This is a genomic window from Pseudomonas sp. GZJR-8 (assembly GCF_002916705.1).
In the GTDB taxonomy this organism is placed as follows: Bacteria; Pseudomonadota; Gammaproteobacteria; order Pseudomonadales; family Pseudomonadaceae; genus Aquipseudomonas; species Aquipseudomonas synxantha_A.
In genome coordinates this window covers 404,323-428,334 of the sequence record NZ_JXSI01000004.1, presented here as the reverse complement: position 1 = coordinate 428,334, position 24,012 = coordinate 404,323, and the positions used below count along the sequence as shown (strand labels likewise).

Annotated in this window: 21 protein-coding genes; 4 read left to right on the top strand and 17 right to left on the bottom strand. The window is 59.5% G+C overall.

Annotated elements, in window-relative coordinates; translation table 11 throughout:
- Nucleotides 1–20 precede the first annotated feature (20 nt).
- From TK42_RS11045 to TK42_RS11015, 7 genes are all read right to left on the bottom strand, one after another.
- A complete protein-coding gene (locus tag TK42_RS11045) occupies nucleotides 21–905 on the bottom strand; it encodes an ABC transporter permease subunit (protein ID WP_078822585.1) in 885 nt (294 codons plus the stop codon).
- Complete coding sequence (locus TK42_RS11040; RefSeq protein ID WP_005792353.1) at nucleotides 902–1,822, bottom strand: ABC transporter permease subunit; 921 nt, start codon at nucleotides 1,820–1,822, stop codon at nucleotides 902–904. The genes TK42_RS11045 and TK42_RS11040 overlap by 4 nt, the downstream gene beginning before the upstream one ends.
- Nucleotides 1,819–2,961, bottom strand: coding sequence for an ABC transporter ATP-binding protein (locus TK42_RS11035; RefSeq protein ID WP_003195240.1), 1,143 nt, complete (start codon nucleotides 2,959–2,961; stop codon nucleotides 1,819–1,821). Before TK42_RS11035 ends, TK42_RS11040 begins: the two co-directional genes overlap by 4 nt.
- A gap of 65 nt (nucleotides 2,962–3,026) precedes the next feature.
- Nucleotides 3,027–4,121, bottom strand: a complete 1,095-nt coding sequence (locus TK42_RS11030) for a polyamine ABC transporter substrate-binding protein (protein ID WP_005792355.1) — start codon at nucleotides 4,119–4,121, stop codon at nucleotides 3,027–3,029.
- A gap of 149 nt (nucleotides 4,122–4,270) precedes the next feature.
- Nucleotides 4,271–5,365, bottom strand: a complete 1,095-nt coding sequence (locus tag TK42_RS11025; RefSeq protein WP_032803992.1) for a polyamine ABC transporter substrate-binding protein — start codon at nucleotides 5,363–5,365, stop codon at nucleotides 4,271–4,273.
- A gap of 149 nt (nucleotides 5,366–5,514) precedes the next feature.
- Nucleotides 5,515–6,879: an aspartate aminotransferase family protein gene (locus TK42_RS11020; protein ID WP_103734202.1), complete on the bottom strand. Its 1,365-nt coding sequence runs from the start codon at nucleotides 6,877–6,879 to the stop codon at nucleotides 5,515–5,517.
- 58 nt (nucleotides 6,880–6,937) lie between these two features.
- The gene (locus TK42_RS11015; RefSeq protein WP_003195249.1) at nucleotides 6,938–8,296 is read right to left on the bottom strand and encodes a glutamine synthetase family protein; all 1,359 of its coding nucleotides are present in this window, start codon (nucleotides 8,294–8,296) and stop codon (nucleotides 6,938–6,940) included.
- A 597-nt stretch (nucleotides 8,297–8,893) separates the two neighbouring features.
- Between TK42_RS11015 and TK42_RS11005 the strand changes: the two genes are divergently transcribed.
- Both TK42_RS11005 and TK42_RS11000 read left to right on the top strand, forming a co-directional pair.
- On the top strand, nucleotides 8,894–10,270 hold the full coding sequence (locus tag TK42_RS11005; protein WP_003213894.1) for a glutamine synthetase family protein: 1,377 nt from the start codon (nucleotides 8,894–8,896) through the stop codon (nucleotides 10,268–10,270).
- A gap of 152 nt (nucleotides 10,271–10,422) precedes the next feature.
- A complete protein-coding gene (locus TK42_RS11000; protein ID WP_103734201.1) occupies nucleotides 10,423–11,085 on the top strand; it encodes a TetR/AcrR family transcriptional regulator in 663 nt (220 codons plus the stop codon).
- A 65-nt stretch (nucleotides 11,086–11,150) separates the two neighbouring features.
- On the opposite strand, the gene TK42_RS10995 is transcribed toward TK42_RS11000, so the two are convergent.
- The 8 genes from TK42_RS10995 to TK42_RS10960 form a co-directional block, all read right to left on the bottom strand.
- Nucleotides 11,151–11,366, bottom strand: a complete 216-nt coding sequence (locus tag TK42_RS10995) for a molybdopterin-binding protein (protein ID WP_003176783.1) — start codon at nucleotides 11,364–11,366, stop codon at nucleotides 11,151–11,153.
- Between the two features lie 19 nt (nucleotides 11,367–11,385).
- The gene (ssuB, locus tag TK42_RS10990) at nucleotides 11,386–12,192 is read right to left on the bottom strand and encodes an aliphatic sulfonates ABC transporter ATP-binding protein (protein ID WP_005792359.1); all 807 of its coding nucleotides are present in this window, start codon (nucleotides 12,190–12,192) and stop codon (nucleotides 11,386–11,388) included.
- Nucleotides 12,189–12,974: an aliphatic sulfonate ABC transporter permease SsuC gene (gene ssuC, locus TK42_RS10985; RefSeq protein WP_103734200.1), complete on the bottom strand. Its 786-nt coding sequence runs from the start codon at nucleotides 12,972–12,974 to the stop codon at nucleotides 12,189–12,191. The genes ssuB and ssuC overlap by 4 nt, the downstream gene beginning before the upstream one ends.
- Before the next feature lie 9 nt (nucleotides 12,975–12,983).
- Nucleotides 12,984–14,132: an FMNH2-dependent alkanesulfonate monooxygenase gene (gene ssuD, locus TK42_RS10980; RefSeq protein WP_005792361.1), complete on the bottom strand. Its 1,149-nt coding sequence runs from the start codon at nucleotides 14,130–14,132 to the stop codon at nucleotides 12,984–12,986.
- Nucleotides 14,133–14,157: 25 nt separating this feature from the next.
- Complete coding sequence (locus tag TK42_RS10975) at nucleotides 14,158–15,126, bottom strand: sulfonate ABC transporter substrate-binding protein (RefSeq protein ID WP_103734199.1); 969 nt, start codon at nucleotides 15,124–15,126, stop codon at nucleotides 14,158–14,160.
- Nucleotides 15,127–15,222: 96 nt separating this feature from the next.
- Nucleotides 15,223–15,816: an NADPH-dependent FMN reductase gene (ssuE, locus tag TK42_RS10970; protein ID WP_103734198.1), complete on the bottom strand. Its 594-nt coding sequence runs from the start codon at nucleotides 15,814–15,816 to the stop codon at nucleotides 15,223–15,225.
- Between the two features lie 317 nt (nucleotides 15,817–16,133).
- A complete protein-coding gene (locus tag TK42_RS10965; protein WP_003195267.1) occupies nucleotides 16,134–16,772 on the bottom strand; it encodes a peroxiredoxin in 639 nt (212 codons plus the stop codon).
- A gap of 273 nt (nucleotides 16,773–17,045) precedes the next feature.
- Nucleotides 17,046–18,386 (bottom strand): OprD family porin, encoded by a 1,341-nt coding sequence (locus tag TK42_RS10960; RefSeq protein WP_032878849.1) that lies wholly within the window; start codon nucleotides 18,384–18,386, stop codon nucleotides 17,046–17,048.
- A gap of 370 nt (nucleotides 18,387–18,756) precedes the next feature.
- Between TK42_RS10960 and tauA the strand changes: the two genes are divergently transcribed.
- Nucleotides 18,757–19,743 (top strand): taurine ABC transporter substrate-binding protein, encoded by a 987-nt coding sequence (tauA, locus tag TK42_RS10955; protein ID WP_103734197.1) that lies wholly within the window; start codon nucleotides 18,757–18,759, stop codon nucleotides 19,741–19,743.
- Between the two features lie 113 nt (nucleotides 19,744–19,856).
- Here tauA and argA read toward each other — a convergent pair whose 3' ends face one another.
- A complete protein-coding gene (argA, locus tag TK42_RS10950) occupies nucleotides 19,857–21,155 on the bottom strand; it encodes an amino-acid N-acetyltransferase (protein ID WP_005792368.1) in 1,299 nt (432 codons plus the stop codon).
- Nucleotides 21,156–21,288: 133 nt separating this feature from the next.
- Nucleotides 21,289–22,437: an acetylornithine deacetylase gene (gene argE, locus TK42_RS10945; RefSeq protein ID WP_103734196.1), complete on the bottom strand. Its 1,149-nt coding sequence runs from the start codon at nucleotides 22,435–22,437 to the stop codon at nucleotides 21,289–21,291.
- 158 nt (nucleotides 22,438–22,595) lie between these two features.
- Here argE and TK42_RS10940 point away from each other — a divergent pair, with 158 nt between their 5' ends.
- Nucleotides 22,596–23,963: an inorganic triphosphatase gene (locus tag TK42_RS10940; RefSeq protein ID WP_103734195.1), complete on the top strand. Its 1,368-nt coding sequence runs from the start codon at nucleotides 22,596–22,598 to the stop codon at nucleotides 23,961–23,963.
- Nucleotides 23,964–24,012: the final 49 nt, after the last annotated feature.

Here is a 24,012-nt window from a genome sequence, read left to right as displayed (position 1 = left end):
CATTTGGACCTCACCCAGCTTTAGATCGGGGCTGGAGCGCGGCGCTTGTCCGGCTGTTGCCAGCCGTCAGCCGCGGCTTCTTCGATGGCTTGCTGGATGGCCTTCTTGCGATGCTCTTCGGCCCGACGGCTGAAGAACCACACCAGGAAGGTCACCAACGACACCGCCAACAGGATCAGGCTCGCCACCGCGTTGATCTCGGGTTTAACCCCAAGGCGCACCGCCGAGAACACTTCCATCGGCAAGGTGGTGGAACCCGGGCCCGATACAAAGCTGGCCAGTACCAGGTCATCCAGGGACAGCGCAAACGACATCATGCCGCCCGCCGCCAGCGACGGCGCGATCATCGGGATGGTGATCAGGAAGAACACCTTCCACGGCCGCGCGCCCAAATCCATCGCGGCTTCTTCGATCGACAAATCCAGCTCACGCAAGCGCGCCGACACCACCACCGCCACATACGCCGCACAGAACGTCGTGTGCGCGATCCAGATGGTGACGATGCCACGTTCCTGGGGCCAGCCGATCATCTGCGCCATGGCCACGAACAGCAGCAACAGCGACAGGCCGGTGATCACTTCAGGCATGACCAACGGCGCCGTCACCAGGCCGCCGAACAGCGTACGGCCCTTGAACTGGCTGATACGCGTGAGCACAAATGCCGCCAACGTGCCCAGCGCCACCGCGGCCACCGCCGTGTAGCAGGCGATTTCCAGGGAACGGGCCACCGAGCCCATCAACTGGGTGTTGTCCAGCAGGCCCACGTACCACTTGATCGACCAACCGCCCCACACCGTCACCAGCTTGGATTCGTTGAACGAGTAGATCACCAGGATCAACATCGGCAGGTAGATAAACAACAAGCCTGCGACCAGCATGAAGCTGGAGAAACGAAAGCGCTTCATATCTTGCCCTCCAGCTCTTTGGCCTGGCTGCGGTTGAACAGAATGATCGGCACGATCAGGATCGCCAGCATCACCACGGCCAAGGCAGAAGCCACCGGCCAGTCACGGTTGTTGAAGAATTCCTGCCACAACACTTTACCGATCATCAGGGTTTCCGGGCCGCCGAGCAGTTCAGGGATCACGAACTCGCCCACCACAGGGATAAACACCAACATGCAGCCGGCGATGATGCCGTTCTTGGACAGCGGCACGGTGATTTTCCAGAAGCTGTTGAAGGTGCTCGAACCGAGGTCGGAGGCAGCTTCGAGCAGGCTCTGGTCGTGTTTGACCAGATTTGCGTACAGCGGCAGGATCATGAACGGCAGGTACGAGTAGACCACGCCGATATACACCGCGATGTTGGTGTTGAGGATCTGCAACGGTTCACTGATCAGCCCCATGGACATCAGGAAGCCGTTGAGCAAACCGTTGTTGCTGAGGATGCCCATCCACGCATACACGCGGATCAGGATCGCGGTCCAGGTCGGCATCATGATCAGCAGCACCAGCACGGTCTGCATCTCTTTGCGCGCGGTGGCTATGGCGTAGGCCATCGGGTAGCCGATCAGCAGGCACAGCAGCGTGCTGAAGAACGCCATCTTCAACGAGCCCAGGTAGGCGGCGATGTACAACTCGTCGCCCGCCAACAGGCTGTAGTTGGCCAGGTTCAGCACCACTTGCAGCTTTTGCTCAACGTAGGTGTAGATCTCGGTATAGGGCGGGATCGCCACATCGGCTTCGGCAAAGCTGATTTTCAATACGATGAAAAACGGCAGTGCGAAAAACAGAAACAGCCAGAGGAATGGAATCCCGATGACCACCTGCTTGCCATTGGGGATTATGCGATCCAAGCGCCGCTTGAATTTCTTCATGTTCATGAGCGAAGTACCACGCCGCTGTCGTCTTCCCACCACACGTAAACCTGATCACCCCAGGTTGGGCGCTGGCCACGGCGTTCGGCGTTGGCGACGAAGGACTGCACCAGCTTGCCACTCGGCAGCTCCACATAGAACACCGAGTGACCGCCCAGGTAGGCGATATCGTGCACCTTGCCGCTGGACCAGTTGTGCTCGCAGGTCGGCATTTCGGTGGTGACCAGCAGTTTTTCCGGGCGAATCGCGTAGGTCACCGACTTGTCTTCCACCGAAGTAGCGATGCCGTAGCCCACGTAGATGTCGCGATCCAGGTCCGGGCACTTGAGCACCGCATGGCCTTCGGCGTCGTCCACCACCTGGGTGTCGAAGATGTTCACGTTGCCGATGAACTCGCACACCAGGCGGCTGGTAGGGGTTTCGTAGATGTCGATCGGGCTGCCGATCTGGGCGATCCAGCCCAGGTGCATGATCGCAATACGCTCGGCCATGGTCATGGCCTCTTCCTGGTCGTGGGTCACCATCACGCACGTCACGCCGACGCGCTCGATGATCTCTACAAGCTCAAGCTGCATCTGCGAGCGCAGCTTCTTGTCCAGGGCGCCCATTGGCTCATCGAGCAGCAAGAGTTTGGGGCGCTTGGCCAGGGAACGGGCCAGGGCTACACGCTGGCGCTGGCCGCCGGACAGTTGGTGCGGCTTGCGCTTGGCGTATTGGCTCATCTGCACCAGCTTGAGCATCTCGGCCACGCGGGCGTCGACTTCGGCCTTGGGGATCTTGTCCTGCTGCAGGCCGAACGCGATGTTCTGCGCCACGGTCATGTGCGGGAACAGCGCATAGGACTGGAACATCATGTTGATCGGCCGCTCGTAGGGCGGCATGTCGGTAATGTCCACGCCGTCCAGGTAGATGCGGCCTTCGGTTGGGCGCTCGAAACCTGCGAGCATACGCAGCAAGGTGGACTTGCCTGAACCCGAACCGCCGAGCAAGGCGAAGATCTCGCCTTTCTTGATTTCCAGGGACACATCGTCCACCGCAATCGTCTCGTCGAACTTCTTCGTGACCCGGTCGATTTTGACCAGCACCTTTTTCGGTGTCTGGTCGCCCTCGAGGGCTTTCTTATAGGCGCCGGAGGCAACTGCCATTTACGAAACTCCCAAAAAAAGAGTGCAGCTCGCCCAATACGGGCCAGCCTTGGATAGTTTGAGCCTTACTTGCCCGTCTTGACCTTGGTCCAGCTACGGGTCATTAAACGCTGCACTTTCGGGGGTAGCTCGAAGTTGACGAATGTCCGCTCGAGAACCGCCTGCGGTGGGTAAACCGCTGCGTCGGTGCGTATCGATTGTTCCATCAGCTTGTCCGCCCCGGGGTTAGGGTTGGCGTAACCGACGTAATCACTGACCTGGGCGATCACCTCAGGTTGCAGCAAATAGTTGATGAAGGCATGAGCCTCTTTAACGTTGCTCGCATCCTTGGGGATCGCCAGTACGTCAAACCAGAGGTTGCCGCCTTCCTTGGGAATTGCGTAGGCGATGTTCACGCCCTTGCCCGCCTCGGCCGCGCGGGCCTTGGCCTGGAACACATCACCGGAGAAACCGGCAGCCACGCAGATGTTGCCGTTGGCCAGGTCCGAGATGTATTTGGAGGAGTGGAAGTAAGTCACGTAGGGCCGCACTTTGAGCAGCTTCTCTTCGGCCTTCTTGTAGTCGGCCGGGTTGGTGCTGTTAGGGTCCAGGCCCATGTAGTTGAGCACTGCCGGCAGCATTTCATCGGCCGAATCCATGAACGACACACCGCAGGTGGCGAGCTTCTTCATGTTTTCCGGTTCGAACAACACCGCCCAGGAATCGATATGGTCGACGCCCAGCACTTCCTTGACCTTATCGACGTTGTAGCCAATGCCGTTGGTGCCCCACAGGTACGGCACCGCGTACTGGTTGCCCGGGTCGTTCTTTTCCAAGCGCTTGAGCAGGGCCGGGTCGAGGTTGGCGTAGTTTGTCAGCAGTGACTTGTCGAGCTTCTGGAACGCCCCGGCCTTGATCTGCTTGCCGAGGAAATGGTTGGACGGCACGACCACGTCATAGCCGGTACGCCCGGCGAGCAACTTGCCTTCCAGGGTTTCGTTGGAATCAAACACGTCATACACGGGCTTGATGCCGGTGGCCTTTTCAAAGTTGGCCAGGGTGTCGGGGCCGATGTAGTCCGACCAGTTATAAACATGCACCGTCGATGCGGCCTGCACGCTGACAGCCAGCGTGATACCTGCACCCACCAGCAAGGCTTTGCGAAATAAAGAAATTGGCAAGTGGAGGTCCTCTTAAATAGTTGGGCCCAAAGTTGTTGCCCGGCAACAAAACCGGCGCGCAACTTACCCTCGATAAACCGATCCGGCAAAACTTTCTTTGATCTAATTTGTGGGAGAGGGGCTTACCCCCCTCCCACAGCTGCCAGGGCTTACTTGCCCGACTTGATCTTGGTCCAGCTACGGGTCATTTCACGCTGGGTCGCGGCCGGCAAGTCGGCAATCGCGTAGAGCTTGGCCTGCACGTCCGCCGACGGGTAGATGCCCGGGTCGCTGGTGATGTCTTTGTCTACCAGTGCGGTGGCCTTCTCGTTACCGTTCGGGAAGCGCACGCTGTTGGTGATGCTCGCCATCACTTCCGGCTTGAGCAGGTAGTTCATGAAGGTGTAGGCGGCCTCGACGTTTTCGGCATCCTTGGGGATAGCGACCATGTCGAAGAAGCTGCCGGCGCCTTCTTTCGGAATGTCGTAGGCGACTTTGACTTTGCCACCGGCTTCAGCCGCCCGGGACTTGGCTTGCTGGATGTCACCCGAGTAACCCACGGCCACGCAGATGTTGCCGTTGGCGAGGTCGGAAATGTACTTGGACGAGTGGAAGTAACCGATCGAAGGACGGATCTTCAAGAACAGGTCTTCAGCCTGCTTGAGATCGGCTTTCTTCTGGCTGTCGGTCGGCAGGCCCAGGTAATGCAGCGCGATTGGCAGCATTTCGGTTGGCGAGTCGAGGAAGCTCACGCCGCAGCTTTTCAGCTTGGCGATGTTTTCCGGCTTCATCAGCACATCCCACGAATCGATCTTGTCCACGCCCAGCGCGGCCTTGACCTTCTCCGGGTTGTAGCCGATGCCGATCGAACCCCACATGTACGGGAACGCGTGCTTGTTGTCCGGGTCGCTGACCGACACGGCCTTGAGCAGGGATTTGTTCAGGTTGCTGTAGTTAGGCAGCTTGGACGTGTCCAGCTCCTGGTACACGCCGGCCTTGATCTGCTTGGCCAGGAAGTTGTTCGACGGCACGACGATGTCGTAGCCGGACTTGCCTGCCAGCAACTTGGCTTCCAGGGTCTCGTTGCTGTCGAACACGTCGTACACCACCTTGATGCCCGACTCTTTTTCAAAGTTGGCGATGGTGTCCGGTGCAATGTAGTCAGACCAGTTGTACACGTGCAGCACTTTATTGTCTGCCTGGGCCGCGCCCGCCATTGCGCCCATCAGGGACAAGGCGAGGAGGGTCTTGCCAGCGTTTTTCAAACCTAATGCCTTCATTGGGTGATGCTCCGATTTTTCTTTTTTGGGCCGCACATTGTTTATGTTTCGGGCCCAGCCAAAGGGCAACAAAACAGGACGACAGTCTGGCAAGTTCAGGGGCCCGCTTTCAACCGGCCCCCGCATTTATCTACTCAGCCCTGCAATGCCGCCAACGTCAGGTCCAGGCAATGACGGGCCTTGGTCACCAGCTCGTCGATTTCTGCCTGGCTGATCACCAGCGGCGGCGAAATGATCATGGTGTCGCCCACGGCGCGCATGATCAGGCCATTCTCGAAGCAGAAGGTTCGGCAGATCATGCCGGCGCCCTTGCCTTCATGACGCTTGCGCGTGGCCTTGTCCTGCACCAGCTCGATCGCACCGAGCATACCCACGCCGCGCACTTCGCCCACCAGCGGGTGGTCAGCCAGCTCCCTCAGACGTTTCTGCAAATACGGTGCCGTTTCGTCGTGTACACGGCTGACGATTTTTTCATCGCGCAGGATACGGATGTTTTCCAGGGCCACGGCCGCTGCGACCGGGTGGCCGGAGTAGGTAAAACCGTGGTTGAAATCGCCCCCTTCGTTGAGCACCGCCACCACTTCGTCGCGCACGATCAGGCCGCCCATGGGCACGTAGCCTGAGGTCAGGCCCTTGGCGATGGTCATCATGTGTGGCTTGAGGTCGTAGAAATCGCTACCGAACCACTCACCGGTACGGCCGAAACCGCAGATCACTTCGTCGGCGACAAACAGGATGTCGTACTTGGCGAGAATTTCCTTGATGCGCGGCCAGTAGGTGGCGGGTGGCACGATCACACCACCAGCTCCCTGGATCGGCTCGGCGATAAAGGCGCCGACGTTGTCCACGCCCAACTCCAAAATCTTCTCTTCCAGCTGGTTGGCGGCCCAGATCCCGAATTCTTCAGGGCTCATGTCGCCGCCTTCGCCAAACCAGTAGGGTTGAGCGATGTGGGTGATGCCCGGGATAGGCAGGTCGCCCTGCTCATGCATATAAGTCATGCCACCCAGGCTGGCGCCGGCCACGGTGGAACCGTGGTAGCCGTTCTTGCGGGCAATGATGGTTTTCTTGTTCGGCTGGCCCTTGATCGCCCAGTAGTGGCGGACCATGCGCAACATGGTGTCGTTGCCTTCGGAGCCGGAGCCGGTGAAGAACACATGGTTCATGCCGGCGGGCGCGACTTCGGAAATGACTTTGGCCAGTTCAAGCACCGGCGGGTGAGCGGTCTGGAAGAACAGGTTGTAGTACGGCAGCTCTTTCATCTGTTTGGCGGCGGCGTCAGCCAGTTCGTCGCGACCATAGCCGATCGCCACGCACCACAGGCCGGCCATGCCGTCGAGGATCTTGTTGCCTTCGCTGTCCCACAGGTAAACGCCGTGGGCTTTGGTGATGATCCTTGGGCCTTTCTCTTTCAATTGCTTGAAATCGCTGAACGGCGCCAGGTGGTGATCATTGCTCAAGGCTTGCCATTCACGGGTTTGCGGGTTGTTGCTGGACATACCAATCTCCTAGACTTTTCAGTGAAGGGCGCGCCGTTTGAAGGGCGCGCCCGGCGCATCAGACGGCGAAGAGCAGGAATTCCCGCTCCCACGAACTGATCACGCGCTTGAAGTTTTCATGCTCGGCCCGCTTGACCGCGACGTAGCCTGTGATGAACTTTTGCCCCAGGTATTTCTCGATGGTCTTGCTGTTTTCCATACGCTCAAGGGCATCTTCGATGGTCAACGGCAGACGCAGATTGCGGCGCTCGTAACCACGGCCGACTACTGGCGCGCTCGGGTTGTGGCCTTCGACCATGCCGATGTAGCCGCACAGCAGGCTGGCGGCAATCGCCAGGTAGGGGTTGGCATCGGCGCCCGGCAGGCGGTTCTCCACGCGGCGGTTCTGTGGGCCGGCATCTGGAACGCGCAGGCCGACGGTGCGGTTCTCTTCGCCCCACTCCACGTTCACCGGCGCCGAGGTGTCGGGCAGGAAGCGGCGGAACGAGTTCACGTTCGGGGCGAACAGCGGCAGCAATTCAGGGATGAACTTCTGCAGGCCACCAATGTGGTTGAGAAACAGCTGGCTCATGGTCCCGTCTTCATTGGAGAAGACGTTCTTGCCGGTGGCGATGTCGATGATGCTCTGGTGCAGGTGCATCGCGCTGCCGGGCTCGCCGGTCATCGGCTTGGCCATAAAGGTGGCAGCCACGTCGTGCTTGAGCGCGGCTTCACGCATGGTGCGCTTGAACACCAGGATCTGGTCGGCCAGGGACAGGGCATCGCCGTGACGGAAGTTGATTTCCATCTGCGCGGTGCCGTCTTCGTGGATCAGGGTGTCGAGGTCCAGCTCCTGCAGTTCGCACCAGTCGTAGACGTCTTCGAACAGCGGGTCGAATTCGTTGGCCGCTTCTATAGAGAAAGACTGGCGGCCAGTCTCCGGGCGCCCGGAACGGCCAATCGGCGGTTGCAGCGGAAAGTCCGGGTCTTCGCAACGCTTGGTCAGGTAGAACTCCATCTCCGGCGCCACGATGGGCTGCCAGCCGCGGTCGGAGTAGAGTTTGAGGACTTTCTTGAGCACGTTGCGCGGCGACAGCTCGATCGGGTTGCCTTGCTTGTCGTAGGTGTCGTGGATCACCTGAGCAGTGGGCTCGATGGCCCAGGGCACCAGGAATACCGCGTTCTGGTCGGGGCGGCAGATCATGTCGATGTCGGCCGGGTCGAGCAATTCGTAATAGATGTCGTCTTCGACATAGTCGCCGGTCACGGTCTGCAACAGAACGCTTTCGGGCAGGCGCATGCCTTTTTCGGCGATGAACTTGTTGGTCGGCGAGATCTTGCCCCGGGTAATACCGGTGAGGTCGCCAATCATGCATTCGACTTCTGTGATCTTGTGGTCTTTCAACCAATCGGTGAGCTGGTCGAGGTTGTTACTCATAAATGCCTCTGGGCTGGGTTTCCTGGCATCCGTTAAAAGCCAGGCGTTGGTTGACGCAGCATCCGCGTCGTTTGTTCATTCAGGGTAGGAGCTTACCTGCCATTTGCCCAAGGGTTGCATTCCTCACGCCAAAGTTGTGCAGAATCATGATCGGCACGGCGAATATGGGCGGGTGGGTGGCGCAGGCGTTGGTAAAGAGGAGGTCGGACGGGCCGTCAAGAATATTGGCCGGTGCGTGAGCATTCACGCGGGACGAACGGACTGCGCACAATGTGTGGCGCAAGCACGCAGAGACGCCGAATGGCGGCAGGTGAAACATGAAGCACCCCGGTATTATTGCTGTTATGGGTTTGAATCGAGCTTAGCCTTGTTCATTTTTTTACACAACACCCCCGTAAAAAATACAACACGGCCCGCTCAAGCCTGCAGGTCCAAAGACCTTTAAACCCAAAAAACCGCCCCAAAAAGCCCCAAAAAAGGCTTCATGGCGCTTTTTTAGGGCAAAAAATGCCTCGCTTGACTTCGGCAAGCCGTTCGGGTTGACTGAAACCAGAAAAGATCAATGATTGATATTTTTAACAACAAAGGTGTTGCATCATGTCGGTACCCCCGCGTGCCGTTCAGCTTAACGAAGCGAACGCGTTCCTTAAGGATCATCCTGAGGTTCTGTACGTAGACCTTCTAATTGCGGATATGAATGGTGTGGTGCGCGGCAAGCGCATCGAACGCACCAGCCTCCACAAGGTTTACGAGAAGGGCATTAACCTGCCTGCCTCTTTATTTGCCCTGGATATCAATGGCTCGACGGTGGAAAGCACCGGCCTGGGCCTGGACATCGGTGATGCTGACCGAATCTGTTATCCAATCCCCGACACCCTGTGCAATGAACCCTGGCAAAAGCGCCCTACCGCGCAATTGCTGATGACCATGCACGAACTTGAAGGTGAACCTTTCTTCGCCGACCCGCGCGAAGTGCTCCGCCAAGTTGTAAGCAAGTTTGACGACCTCGGTCTGACCATCTGCGCCGCCTTCGAGCTTGAGTTCTACCTGATCGACCAGGAGAACGTGAACGGCCGCCCACAACCGCCCCGCTCGCCGATCTCCGGCAAACGCCCGCACTCGACACAGGTCTACCTGATCGACGACCTCGACGAATACGTCGATTGCCTCCAGGACATTCTGGAAGGTGCCAAGGAGCAAGGCATTCCGGCCGATGCCATCGTCAAGGAAAGTGCCCCGGCGCAGTTCGAAGTGAACCTGCACCACGTGGCCGACCCGATCAAGGCCTGCGACTACGCAGTACTGCTCAAGCGCCTGATCAAGAACATCGCCTACGACCATGAGATGGACACCACCTTCATGGCCAAGCCTTACCCAGGGCAGGCAGGCAACGGGTTGCACGTACACATCTCCATTCTGGACAAGGACGGCAAGAACATCTTTGCCAGCGAGGATCCCGAGCAGAACGCCGCATTGCGTCACGCGATCGGCGGTGTGCTGGAGACCCTGCCCGCCCAAATGGCGTTCCTGTGCCCCAACGTCAACTCCTACCGTCGTTTCGGCGCACAGTTCTATGTGCCGAACTCGCCGTGCTGGGGCCTGGACAACCGCACCGTAGCGATTCGCGTACCCACCGGCTCTTCCGATGCCGTGCGTATCGAACACCGCGTGGCCGGTGCCGATGCCAACCCTTATCTGCTGATGGCTTCGGTCCTGGCGGGTGTACACCACGGTCTGACCAACAAGATCGAACCGGGCGCTCCGGTGGAAGGCAACAGCTACGAGCAGAACGAGCAAAGCCTGCCGAACAACCTGCGCGATGCCCTGCGCGAGTTGGACGACAGCGAGGTGATGGCCAAGTACATCGATCCTAAATACATCGATATCTTTGTTGCCTGTAAGGAAAGTGAGCTGGAAGAGTTTGAACACTCCATCTCCGACCTTGAGTACAACTGGTACCTGCATACCGTGTAAGCGGTTGCGGCATTGAAGAAGCGCCACAGGCTTAGGGTCGGTGGCGCTTTTTTATGGGCTTATTCCGGGAGACCGAATTGCTCCCGATGGCGGTTTGAAAGACAACACACCTCCCTGCTCATACAATGCCCGCTGCCTTGTAGGAGACATCCATGACCACCCGCCCCGCCGCCCCTCGCAAACCCCGCGCCCGCAGCCAGGCCCGGATCGACGCGATCCTCGACGCCGCCCGCGCCTTGCTGGCTGCCGAAGGCGTGGCCGGTTTGTCGATCTACAGCGTGGCCGAACGTGCGCAGATTCCGCCGTCGTCGGTGTATCACTTCTTCGCCAGCGTGCCGGCTTTGCTGGAGGCGTTGACCGCCCAGGTACACGCCGCCTTTCGCGCTGCCATCCAGGCGCCCATCGAGCATGAATCGCTCAAGCATTGGCGCGACCTGTCCTACATCGTTGAACAGCGCATGCTCAACGTTTACGACCAGGACGCGGCTGCACGTCAGTTGATCCTGGCACAGCACGGGTTGACTGAGGTGACCCAGGCCGATCGTCAGCATGACCTGGAGCTGGGGGACTTGATGCTGGAGGTGTTCAACCGCCACTTCGAAGTGCCGAGCTTGCCCAAGGACGTAGATGTATTTGCCCTGGCGCTGGAGCTGAGCGACCGCGTGTATGCGCGCTCAGTGCATCAGCATGGGCTGATTACGCCGCGTATGGCTGAGGAAGGAATGCGAGTGTTTGATGCCTATGTGGGGCTCTACTTACCCGCATATTTGTCCAAACGGGCCTCATCGCAGGCAAGCCAGCTCCCACATTTTTGATCTGTGAATACATTCAAATGTGGGAGCTGGCTTGCCTGCGATAGCGAGCTCAAGAGCGACGCGAATCACAATTTGGCAATCGACACCTCAGTCGATTTCACAAAGGCAATCACTTCACTGCCAATCACCAGCTCCAGCTCTTTGACCGAACGCGTAGTGATCACCGAAGTAACGATGCCGGACGCAGTCTGTACATCGATTTCCGACAGTACGTCACCGACCACGATTTCCTTGATGGTGCCTTTGAACTGGTTACGCACGTTGATGGCTTTAATAGTCATGATGTTTTTCCTGTGTGGGTTATTGAGCCCAACGCAATTGCGTCGGCAGCGGTGAAACAGGTTCGGGTTCCGGCGGTGAGCCGGGCAGCGACAGCACGCGGTTGAGCACCTCGGCCTCTAACGCGGCCAGGCGATGTGAACCACGGGCCCGTGGGCGTGGCAGGTCGACGGCGAGGTCGAGACCGATTTCGCCGTCTTCGATCAGAATCACCCGATCGGCAATCGCCACGGCTTCGCTGACATCGTGGGTCACCAGCAACACAGTGAAACCGTGCTTGCGCCAGAGGTTCTCGATCAGTTGCTGCATCTCGATGCGGGTCAGGGCGTCCAGTGCGCCCAGCGGCTCATCGAGCAGCAACAGCCGCGGTTGGTGAATCAACGCGCGCGCCAATGCCACACGCTGCTTCTGGCCACCGGACAAGGCCGCCGGCCATTCATTGGCGCGCTCGGCCAGGCCCACCGCTTCCAGGGCCTCCAGCGCCCTGGGGCGCCAGTTGCCCGTAAGGCCAAGGCCGACGTTGTCGATGATCTTTTTCCACGGCAGCAAACGTGCTTCCTGGAACATCAATCGTGTGTCTTCAATCGCCTCGTGCAGCGGCGCGGAGCCGGCCAGCAGCTCGCCGCCACTGGCCTTGTCCAGCCCCGCCAACAGGCGCAACAAGGTACTCTTGCCGCAGCCGCTGCGACCTACCACGGCCACGAATTGACCGGCCGGAATATGCAGGTCGATGTCCTTGAGCACTTCGCGAGTGCCGAAGGATTTGCGCAACTTGCGCACCGCCAGGGGAATGCCCTTGAGCAGGCGCGGGGGTTGTTGAGCTGTCATGCCGCACCTCCTTTGACTTGATACGCCGGGTGCCAGCGCAGCCATACCCGTTCCAGGCCACGCGCCGCCAGGTCGGCGAGTTTGCCGAGGATCGCGTACATCACGATGGCCAGCACCACCACATCGGTTTGCAGGAACTCACGGGCATTCATCGCCAGGTAACCGATGCCGGAACTGGCCGAGATGGTTTCCGCCACGATCAGCGTCAGCCACATAAAGCCCAGGGCAAAGCGCACGCCCACCAGGATCGACGGCAGCGCGCCAGGCAGGATGACTTGCCAGAACAGGCTGAACCCCGACAGGCCATAGCTGCACGACATTTCCACCAGCGCCGGGTCGACGTTGCGGATACCGTGATAGGTGTTCAGGTAGATCGGGAACAACGTGCCGAGTGCCACCAGGAAAATCTTCGCGGTCTCGTCAATGCCGAACCACAGGATCACCAGTGGAATCAGCGCCAGGTGCGGCACGTTACGAATCATCTGCACAGAGCTGTCCAGCAAGCGCTCGCCCCACTTCGACAACCCGGTGATAAAGCCCAGGGCCAAACCAATGCTGCCGCCGATCACAAAGCCCAGGCCAGCACGCCAGCCACTGATGGCCAGGTGTGTCCAGATTTCGCCGCTGACCACCAGGTTGACTCCGGCTTCGATCACCGCACTCGGCGCTGGCAAAATGCGCGTCGACAACCACCCCGCCGACACCGACAACTGCCACACCGCCAGCAACAAGATCGGCAACACCCAGGGCGCCACGCGATGGCTGAATTTTTCAAAGTCCATAACGGCGCCTCAACTCTGTGACGCAGCTTTGGGAAGGATGTCGTTGGCGACCATCTCGCCAAACGGGCTGACGTAACCGGCGCTTTTCGGCAACTCGGGACGTTCGATATCCAGATGCGGAAACAACAGTTCGGCGACCCGATACGACTCTTCCAGGTGTGGATAACCGGAGAAGATAAAGGTGTCGATACCCAGGTCCGCGTATTCCTTGACCCGCGCCGCAACCGTTGGGCCATCGCCGACCAGCGCCGTGCCTGCCCCGCCACGCACCAGGCCGACGCCGGCCCACAGGTTGGGGCTGACCTCCAGGTTGTCACGGCTGCCGCCATGCAAAGCGGCCATGCGTTGCTGACCGACCGAATCGAAACGCGCCAGCGACGCCTGGGCGCGGGCAATGGTGTCGTCGTCCAGATGGGAGATGAGTTTGTCGGCGGCTTTCCAGGCCTCTTCGTTGGTCTCGCGCACAATCACATGCAGGCGAATGCCGAAGCGCAGGGTACGCCCGAGTTTCTCGGCCTTGGCGCGAACCTGGGCGATTTTTTCCGCGACAGCAGCCGGCGGCTCGCCCCAGGTCAGGACCATTTCCACCTGCTCGGCTGCCAGGTCCTGGGCCGCTTCGGAGGAACCGCCGAAGTACAGCGGCGGGCGCGGTTGCTGGACCGGTGGGTAGAGCAGCTTGGCGCCTTTGACGCTGATGTGCTCGCCGTCGTAGTCCACGGTTTCGCCTTCGAGCACGCGGCGCCAGATGCGCGTGAACTCCACCGATGCCTGATAGCGTTCTTCGTGGCTGAGGAACAAGCCATCGCCAGCCAACTCTTCCGGGTCACCGCCAGTCACCAGGTTGAATAACGCACGACCACCGGACAACCGGTCCAGGGTGGCGGCCTGGCGTGCGGCGACCGTCGGGGAAATGATCCCGGGGCGCAGAGCAACCAGGAATTTCAAACGCTGGGTCACTGGAATCAGCGAGGCAGCCACCAGCCACGAGTCTTCGCAGGAGCGACCGGTAGGGATCAACACCCCGCCGAAACCCAGGCGGTCAGCGGCCTGGGCCACTTGTTGCAAATAACCGTGATCGACGGCGCGGGCGCCTTCGGCGGTGCCAAGGTAATGGCCGTCGCCGTGGGTAGGCAGGAACCAGAAAATATTGAGGCTCATGGAGTTGTCTCCTGAAGGAATCGGATTACGGCGCTTTGGCAACCGCGGCGGGTGGCGTCCAGATCACGTCCTTGATGCTCAAGGGCTTGGGGATCAGTTTGAGCTGGTAGAAGCTGTCGGCGATTTTCTGCTGGGCCGCGACCACTTCCGGGGTCAGGAACAGCGCACCGTAGCCCTGGCGTTTCACCGAGGTCAGGGTGATGTCGGCGGGCAGGCCCAGCAGCGGTGCGACTTGTTCGGTGACTTCCTGCGGGTTGGCCTTGGACCACTCGCCCACCGCGCGCACTTCATCCACCAGCGCCCTGATCACTTCAGGGTGTTGCTCGGCGTAGGGTTTGGTGGCCAGGTAGAACTGATGGTTGTCGGCAATGCCGGTGCCGTCACGCAGGGTACGGGCTTGCAGTTGTTTCTCGGCGGCGGCCTGGTACGGGTCCCAGATCACCCAGGCATCCACACTGCCGCGCTCGAAGGCGGCACGGGCATCGGCAGGTGGCAGGAATACGGTTTTCACGTCGGTGTAGTTGAGGCCGGCATCTTCCAGGGCTCGCACCAGCAGGTAATGCACGTTGGAGCCTTTGTTGAGCACAACCTTTTTGCCTTTGAGCTCGGCGACCGATTTGATCGGTGAGTCTTTGGGCACCAGGATCGCTTCACTGGTAGGCGCAGGCGGTTCGTAGGCGACGTAAAGCAAGTCGGCGCCGGCCGCCTGAGCAAACACCGGTGGCGTTTCACCGGTGACGCCAAAGTCGATGGAGCCGACATTCAGGCCCTCAAGCAACTGCGGGCCGCCGGGAAACTCGGTCCACTGCACCTGCACGCCTTGGGCGGCCAGGCGTTTTTCCAGCGTGCCCTTGGCCTTGAGCAGCACCAGGGTGCCGTACTTCTGATAACCGATCCGCAGGGTCTCGGCGGCTTGGGCTTGAACAATGGCGCCGAAGGACACAGCCGCAGCAAACAGTGCGACCAGACCACGACGCAAGATGACAGTGCGCATGGCGCTCTCTCCACAGTTGCGATTAGGGTTTTGGCTGCACCTGCTTGGCCGTTGGCGGCTGAGTAAGGTGAGTGTTTCTCGATTCGGGGGTAAGGCTCAGATGCTCCAGCGAGCACTCAACAAACGTTCATTCAACACGTCCGGATCCAGCGGTTTCGGGCGACGCGCCATGGCGCTATAGAGCTGCTCCAGGGCTTCGTGCAAACGTTTCTCAAGCACTGGCACCAACTGCGCCTGAAAACTGCCTTCGCCGTAAGCGATCTGACTGTCTTCGGCGAAAATGCCGTGGAGCAATTCCTGGGCTTTGAGAGCCGACAGCACCGGCTTCAGGGCGTAGTCCACCGCCAGCATGTGGGCGATGCTGCCGCCGGTAGCCATCGGCAATACCACCTTATGGGCCAAGGCACGTTCGGGCAGCAGGTCCAGCACGGTTTTCAGCGCACCGGAGAACGATGCCTTGTACACCGGCGTGGCGATCACCAGGCCGTCGGCATTGGCCACCTGTTGCAACAGGTCGATGACCTTGGGGCTGTCGAACCGTGCGTGCAGCAAGTCTTCAGCCGGGAAGTCGCGTATCTGGTAACTCACCACCTCTACGCCCTGCTGTTGCAGCCATTGACGGGTTTTATCCAGCAACACCCCGGAGCGCGAACGCTGGCTGGGACTGCCTCCAAGTGTTACGACCAGCATGTAGGAAATTCCTTGAGCAAGTGTCGGCGGTTCGCTGTACGGCGATGGCGCCAAGATGGAACAGACCATATCAGTAGATTTATATATCTATAAATCTTATTTATTCATTTGTTTATTCCATAAATACATAAGCCGTTTATCAATCGCCAGGCGAAAAAAAGGCCGTGAAAACGGCCTGAAAACCCCTGCTGTGTGAGACGGTTTGCAACTTGATGCCTTTGCTGTTCATGAGGCCGCCATCGCGGGCAAGCCCGGCTCCCACAGGGGAATGCGGTCAACTGTGGGAGCCGGGCTTGCCCGCGATGGCGATATCCGCCTTAACGATTGGGTTGTGGGGTGAGGCGCAGGTACGGCTTCACCGCGCGGTAGCCCTTTGGAAAGCGCTTCTTGATCTCTTCCTCGTCCTTGAGCGACGGCACGATCACCACCTCATCCCCATCCTGCCAGTTGGCCGGCGTGGCGACCTTGTGGTTGTCGGTCAGTTGCAGCGAGTCGATCACCCGCAGGATTTCATGGAAGTTGCGCCCGGTACTGGCCGGGTAGGTGATAGTCAGGCGGATCTTCTTGTTCGGGTCGATCACGAACAAAGAGCGCACGGTGAGGGTGTCACTGGCGTTGGGATGGATCAGGTCGTAGAGGTCCGAGACCTTGCGGTCGGCGTCGGCCAGGATCGGGAAGTTGACCACGGTGTTCTGGGTCTCATTGATGTCTTCAATCCACTTGTGATGCGAGTCCACCGGGTCTACCGACAGGGCGATGGCCTTGACGCCACGTTTTGCGAATTCGTCCTTGAGCTTGGCGGTGAAGCCCAGCTCGGTGGTGCACACCGGGGTGAAGTCTGCCGGGTGGGAAAACAACACACCCCAGCTGTCGCCCAGCCATTCGTGGAAGCGAATCTTGCCGGCGCTGGAATCCTGTTCGAAGTCGGGGGCGATGTCGCCCAGTCTTAGGCTCATGGTGTGGCTCCTGATGAGTGCTTATGGAGCCCACTGTGCATGGATTTGGATTTATTTAAAAAGAATAAATATCGATTTATCTAGACGATAAAGGAATATTAAAAATGTGTTCATTGGACTTGGGCACAGGCGAAGATCAACATTGTTTTCAAGGTTCGAGAAGGCCTTGAGTCGCTGTAGTAAAGAGGGTTTCAGGAAGGGCTTGCGGGGGTTGAGCCCGACTTGAAAGCAGTACACCTTGCCCGGCATTGCGCCGGGCAAGGCTTTACAGTCTTACAACAGCGGGATCGAGTAGCTGACGATCAGGCGGTTTTCGTCCTGGTTACGTGCGTTGGCGATGTCGCTGCGCCACATAGCGTTTTTCCACGCCACGCCGACGTTTTTCAGCGGACCTTCCGGTACGACGTAGGCAACAGTGATGTCACGTTCCCACTCGGACTGGCCGGTGAACTCGGCACGGTTGCTGGCAACGGTGTCGATATGATCACCCTTCAGGTAAACCACACCAGCGGTCAGGCCAGGTACGCCCACCTTGGCGAAGTCGTAGGAGTAGCGAGCTTGCCAAGTGCGCTCGCCGGCACGGGCGAACTTCTGGATCTGCATGTCGGTGGTGATGTAAGCCGACGAGCCGTCACCCTGGTTCAACCAAGGGAAGTCGCTGCTGCCGTTGCTGACCTGGTAACCGCCACCGAAGGTGTGGCCGGCAACCGAGTACAGGAACAGGCCGCTGTACAGGTTGTTGTCGACTTTGCCACGACCGGAGTTGACGCCACCGTAGTTGCCTGTGGAGAAGTAGGCAGACTGGTTGCCGTTGTTACCGTCGTCGGAGCTGTTGAAGTAACGCAGATCAGACTTCAGCACGCCAGGGCCGATAGCCCAGTTGTGGGTCAGGCCCAGGAAGTGTTGCTTGTAGAAATCTTCCAGGTTGCCGTAGTAGTACTGGGCGGTCAGGTCCTTGGTGATCTTGTAGTCACCACCGGCGTAGTAGAACTTGTTGCTCGAACGCCAGTTCACACCGCGGCTGTTGGCGCCGGAGATGGACAGGCTTTCGTTGTTGCTGGAGTTACGGCCCTTGGCTTTTTCGATCTGGCCGGCAACCAGGGTCAGGTCCTTGATGTCGCTGGAGGTGATCTGGCCACCCTGGAAGGTCTGCGGCAGCATACGACCATCGTTGGTGACGATGACCGGCAGCTTGGGCTGCAAGGTACCCAGCTTCAGTTCGGTCTGGGAGATCTTCGCTTTGGCGGTCAGGCCCAGGCTGGAGTAGTTATCAACGGCTTCGCCATTGGACTTGCTCGGGAAGATGGTGCCGCCATACGAGCTGGCGGTCGCGCCGTTGGTGCCGCCACCGGAATCCAGGCGAACACCCAGCAGGCCGATAGCGTCAAGACCGAAGCCGACGGTGCCTTGGGTGTAACCGGAGATGAAACGCAGATCGAAGCCTTGGCCCCACTCTTCGTTCTTGTTCGCACCAGCACCTTCACGGTTGTCGGTGTTGATGTAGAAGTTACGCAGGCCCAGTGTGGCCTTGCTGTCTTCGATGAAACCGGCGGCGCCTGCTTGCTGGGCGATTGCGCCCAAAGCTACAGCCACAGCCAAGGTGGACTTCTTCATGTACCGCTCCTCTCGTTTCTAATTTTTGTATTTCTTTGGCCCCGGGTCTGACGCCCTGGATCCACAGATGCGCGATTAGCGCCAGATAGTGACTAGCAAGTCAATCGTAACCTTGTGTGTCTACTACCTTCGTCTAATCGCAGTTGATTTGGTCCCTGCAGGGTAATGAGTTTTTCATACACCCAAAAAGAATTGTTTCATTCTTTTTCATACGATTCGGGAATAAGCGGATGCGTGAAGCGGGTGGGTCGAGTGACACGAACCGCTCCATAAGCTAATTCCTAAAGGGTATTTACCAGTGCTTTTTTAGATCGATTAGTGTGACCGTATGGTTGCATACGTCACTCACGATCAAAAAGGCGACGCCATCATGGCCAAACGCACATCCTCCCGTCAATTTGTTACAGTTTTTGTATCGGTATTACTTTCTTTTGGTGTCAGCGCGGCCGATTTGACGGTCGGCTACCAGACCGGCATCGATCCCAGCAAAGTCCCCCAGGCCGACGGTCTCTACGAAAAAACCATTGGTGAGAAAATCGCCTGGCGCCGGTTCAACAGTGGCCCGGAGGTGGTCACGGCCATTGCCTCGGGTGATGTACAAATCTGCAACCTCGGTTCCAGCCCCCTCGCCGCAGCCGCTTCGCGCAATCTACCCATCGTCGCGTTTATCGTATCGGCACAGATCAACGCTTCTGAAGCCCTGGTAGTGCGTAATGGCAGTGGCATCGACAAACCCGAAGACCTGATCGGCAAAACCATCGCCACACCCTTCGTCTCAACCTCCCATTACAGCCTGCTCGGCGCCCTAAAGCATTGGGGGCTGGACACTAAACAAGTCAAAGTGGTGAACCTGCAACCGGCCGAAATCGCCGCCGCCTGGAAGCGCGGCGATATCGACGGCGCATTCGTGTGGTCACCGGCCCTGGGCGAAATCCGCAAGACCGGCAAAACCCTGACCGATGCGGCGCAGGTGGGCCAATGGGGCGCACCGACGTTTGAAGTGTGGGTAGCACGCAAGGATTTCGCCGAAAAACATCCTGAGGTAGTGGCCAGGTTTGCCAAGGTCACCCTCGATTCATTCGCCGACTATGCCGCGCATAAAGACAGTTGGACGGTGGATTCGGAACCGGTGCAGAAGATCGCCAAATTGACAGGCTCCAATGCCGACGATATTCCAGAGTTGCTGGCGGGCACGACGTTTCCCGATGCGCAGGCACAACAGACCGAAGCGCTGCTCAAGGGCGGCACGGCGAAGGCGATTGGGGAGACGGCGAAGTTCTTGAAAGAGCAAGGCAAGGTGGAGACGGTGTTGCCGGACTATTCGGCCTATGTGACCGACAAATTCATCACACAATAAATACAGTCTTCGGTGGGAGCTGGCTTGCCTGCGATGCCAGCAACTCGGTCGTTCAGATAAACCGAGGCGCTGCTATCGCAGGCAAGCCAGCTCCCACACAGAGCCGTACTCTTTTACAGGGCCTTTTCAAAGATCTTGGAGTTGCGCTGATAGTTGTACAGCGACGCACGCGCCGACGGCAGGCGGTCCACGCTGCTCGGCACAAAACCGCGCTCACGGAACCAGTGGGCCGTGCGCGTGGTGAGCACGAACAAGGTCTTCAACCCCTGAGCACGTGCACGGGTCTGGATGCGTTCGAGCAACACATCGCCGCGTGCGCCGTGGCGGTACTCCGGGTTCACCGCCAGGCACGCCAGCTCGCCAGCATCCGAATCCGCAATCTGATACAGCGCTGCGCACGCGATGATCATGCCTTCGCGCTCGACCACGCTGAACTGTTCGATTTCCCGCTCCAGCACTTCCCGCGAACGACGCACCAGAATGCCCTGCTCTTCCAGCGGACTGATCAGGTCCAGCAAACCGCCGACGTCTTCGATCGCCGCTTCGCGCACCAGTTCGAATTGCTCCTGGGCCACCAGCGTACCGCCGCCGTCACGGGTAAACAGCTCGGTGAGCAAGGCGCCGTCTTCGGCGTAGCTGACGATATGGCTGCGCCCTACTCCACCCCGACAGGCTTCGGCAGCGGCGTCGAGCAGCTCGGCCTGATAGTTGCTGCCCAGGCGTTGCAGGTGCGCAGGCACTTGCTGCGGGCGCAATTCACGTACCAGACGGCCGTTCTCATCGATCAGGCCGGGATCGGCGCCGAACAGCAGCAATTTGTCGGCACCCAGGTCGATGGCGGCACGGGTGGCGACATCTTCGCAGGCCAGGTTGAAGATTTCACCGGTAGGCGAGTAGCCCAACGGCGACAACAGCACGATAGAGCGCTCGTCCAGCAGGCGGTTGATGCCTTTGCGGTCGACCCGGCGGACTTCGCCGGTGTGGTGATAGTCAACGCCCTCAAGCACGCCAATCGGCCGCGCCGTCACCAGGTTGCCGCTGGCCACGCGCAGGCGCGAGCCCTGCATGGGCGACGAGGCCATGTCCATGGACAGGCGCGCTTCGATGGCGATACGCAGATGGCCGACAGCGTCGATCACGCACTCCAGCGTCGCCGCATCGGTGATGCGCAAGCCTTCGTGGTAAGCCGGGGTCAGGCCGCGTGCTTCAAGGCGGGTTTCAATCTGCGGACGCGAACCGTGCACCAGCACCAGCCGCACGCCCAGGCTGTGGAGCAGCACCAGGTCGTGGACGATATTGCCGAAGTTGGGATGTTCCACACCGTCGCCAGGCAGCATGACCACAAAGGTGCAGTCGCGGTGGGCATTGATATAGGGCGAAGCGTGACGAAGCCAATTAACGTATTCGGGCATAACACCTGGGCCTGTAATAAAAAGCAGCCGAAAAAGGATGAGTCGCAAAAACGCACAGCGGGCTGATGGTTATCGTCGGAACAGGCTTGGCGACACGCTCGCTCTCCTTATGTACGAATGGGCAAAGGTTAATTTATGCAGGTTTCAGGCAGTAATGTTCGATCAATTCCCGCAATAGACGCACTGTAGGCGTCAAGCGTGACATTTCGAGGTACTCGCCCGGCTGGTGGGCGCAGGCGATGTCGCCGGGGCCAAGCACCAGGGTTTCACAACCAAGGCGCTGAAGATAAGGCGCTTCGGTGCCGAACGCTACTGCTTCAGCACGATGACCGGTCAACCGTTCCGCCACCCGCACCAACTCGGTGTCTTCGGGCTGCTCGAAAGGCGGCACTTCGGGGAATAGCGGCGCGTAGTCGATCTTGACCTTATGACGCTCGGCCAAGGGTTCGAGCTTCTGCCGGATCGCCGCACGCAGCACTTCAGGGTCCATGCCCGGCAAGGGTCGCAGGTCGAACTCCAGGGAGCACTGGCCGCAGATGCGATTAGGGTTGTCGCCGCCGTGGATACAGCCGAAATTCATGGTCGGCTGCGGCACGCTGAATTGCGCGTTGCGGTATTCGCGCTGCCAGGCCAGGCGCAGGCCGCGCAGTTCGCCGATGGCATCGTGCATGGCTTCGAGGGCGCTGTGGCCCAGGCTTGGGTCCGACGAGTGGCCGCTGCGGCCAAGGATGTCGATACGCTCCATCATCACGCCTTTGTGCAGGCGAATCGGCTTGAGCCCAGTTGGCTCGCCAATCACCGCCGCCCGTCCCAGCGGCCTTCCCGCCTCGGCCAGGGCACGCGCGCCGGACATGGAGCTTTCCTCGTCACAGGTGGCGAGGATCAGCAGCGGCTGCTTGAACGGCTGGTCCAGCAACGGCAACACCGCTTCAATGGCCAGGGCAAAAAATCCTTTCATGTCGCAACTGCCCAGCCCCACCCAACGACCATCGACTTCCGTCAGCTTGAGCGGATCGGTCTTCCACAGCGCCTCATCATAAGGAACCGTATCGCTGTGGCCCGCCAACACCAAGCCACCGGGGCCGCTGCCGAAACTGGCGAGCAGGTTGAACTTGCCAGGGCTGACTTGCTGGATGTCGATAGCGAAACCCAGGTCGCCCAGCCACGCGGCGAGCAGATCGATCACCGGGCGGTTGGTCTGGTCGAGAGACGCTTGGGTGCAACTCACCGACGGCGCGGCGATCAAGGCGGCGAACTGCTCTTTCATGGACGGTAACGGCATGCGCGGTCTCCCAACTTCCCGGATGAACCTCACTATAGAGGCATCTGCCCAACACAATAAACCGTTGCGGCACGTTGCCGGGCTCAGTCCTGTACACTGCACGACCTTGGCAGCCACACTTTTCCCCGGCTGCGCTCCCGATCCTGGATTTTCCGGCCATGCAGAAAGAAACCGAAATCAAGCTCCGCGTCAGCCGCGAAACACTCGCCGCGCTACGTGAGCACCCGCTACTGAAAAAACGCAACAAAAGTGGCTGGGAACGCCGTGAGTTGATGAATCAGTACTTCGACACCCCCGAGCGCGACCTGGCGCAGGCCAAGGTCGCCCTGCGCCTGCGCAAGGACGGTGACGACATCATTCAGACCCTCAAGACCCGTGGCCAAAGCGTCGCCGGCTTGTCGGAACGCAACGAGTACAACTGGGACCTGCCCAAAGCCAAGCTCGATGTGAAGAAACTCGACGGCGAGTGCTGGCCCGAGCAACTGGCCGAGTTGGACAAAAAGACCCTCAAGCCGATCTTCACCACCGACTTCGTGCGTGAACGCGCCGAAATCGCCTGGGGCCGTGGCAAGGCCAAGGTGGTGATCGAAGCCGCCCTGGACTTGGGCCATGTGGTGGTTGGCAAGCAGAAGGAAGAAATCTGCGAGCTGGAACTGGAATTGCGCGAAGGCGAACCCGCCGCCCTGCTGGAGCTGGCCGCCGAACTGGCTGCGACCCTGGCGCTGATGCCCTGTGACATCAGCAAAGCCGAGCGCGGTTATCGCCTGTATGACGCGAGCAGCTACTCATTGAGCCTGCCGGCACCGCAGATCCACGCCGAAATGCCTTTGGATGATGCTTTCGCTGCAATCATGTGGCACCTGTTGGGCAGTAGCCAGCGCCTGGCCGAGCAATACCGTTTCAGCGGCCACTGGCGCTTGCTGCAGGACTGGGTCGAGAACCTGGGTGAGTTGCGCGCGCTGATCGGCAGCCTCGGCCAGGCCGCGCCGCGCCAATCCACCAGCGAACTGCGCAGCGCCCTGGATGCACTGCTGGAAGACTGGCGCCCGCTGGTCCAGGCCGGTGACGACGATGAAGACATTCGCAAAGCCGCACCGGAGCAGTTCATCGAAGAATTGCAAGATGTACGCTGGGGCCTGTTCTCACTGAATACCTCGCGCTGGCTGCTGGACCGTACCTGGACCGCCGAGCGCAACGTGCGCGGCAACCGCCAGGGTGCTGCGCAAATCACCAACTGGCTGCCACGCCTGCTGGCCGACGACGCCGTCGCCCTGCAACTGCCGCGCTACCAGCAACAGCCCGAAGACCTCGCCGAGCAACTGCCGCGCATCGAACGCATCCAGGCCTGGCTGCACCATGCGCGCCATGTGGTAGACATTGCTGAACTGGACCGTTTGTACGGCGAGCTGAACAAGCTGGCGCAGTTGGCTAACCAGCCGATCACCGATGAATCGCTGGATGCGCGTATGCACCAGGCGATTGCGGTGTATCAGAACCGGGCCTGGAAGACCCTCCTGCGCCTGTAAAATCGCATCGGGAGCAAGCCCCCTCCCACATTGTGTGGGAGGGGGCTTG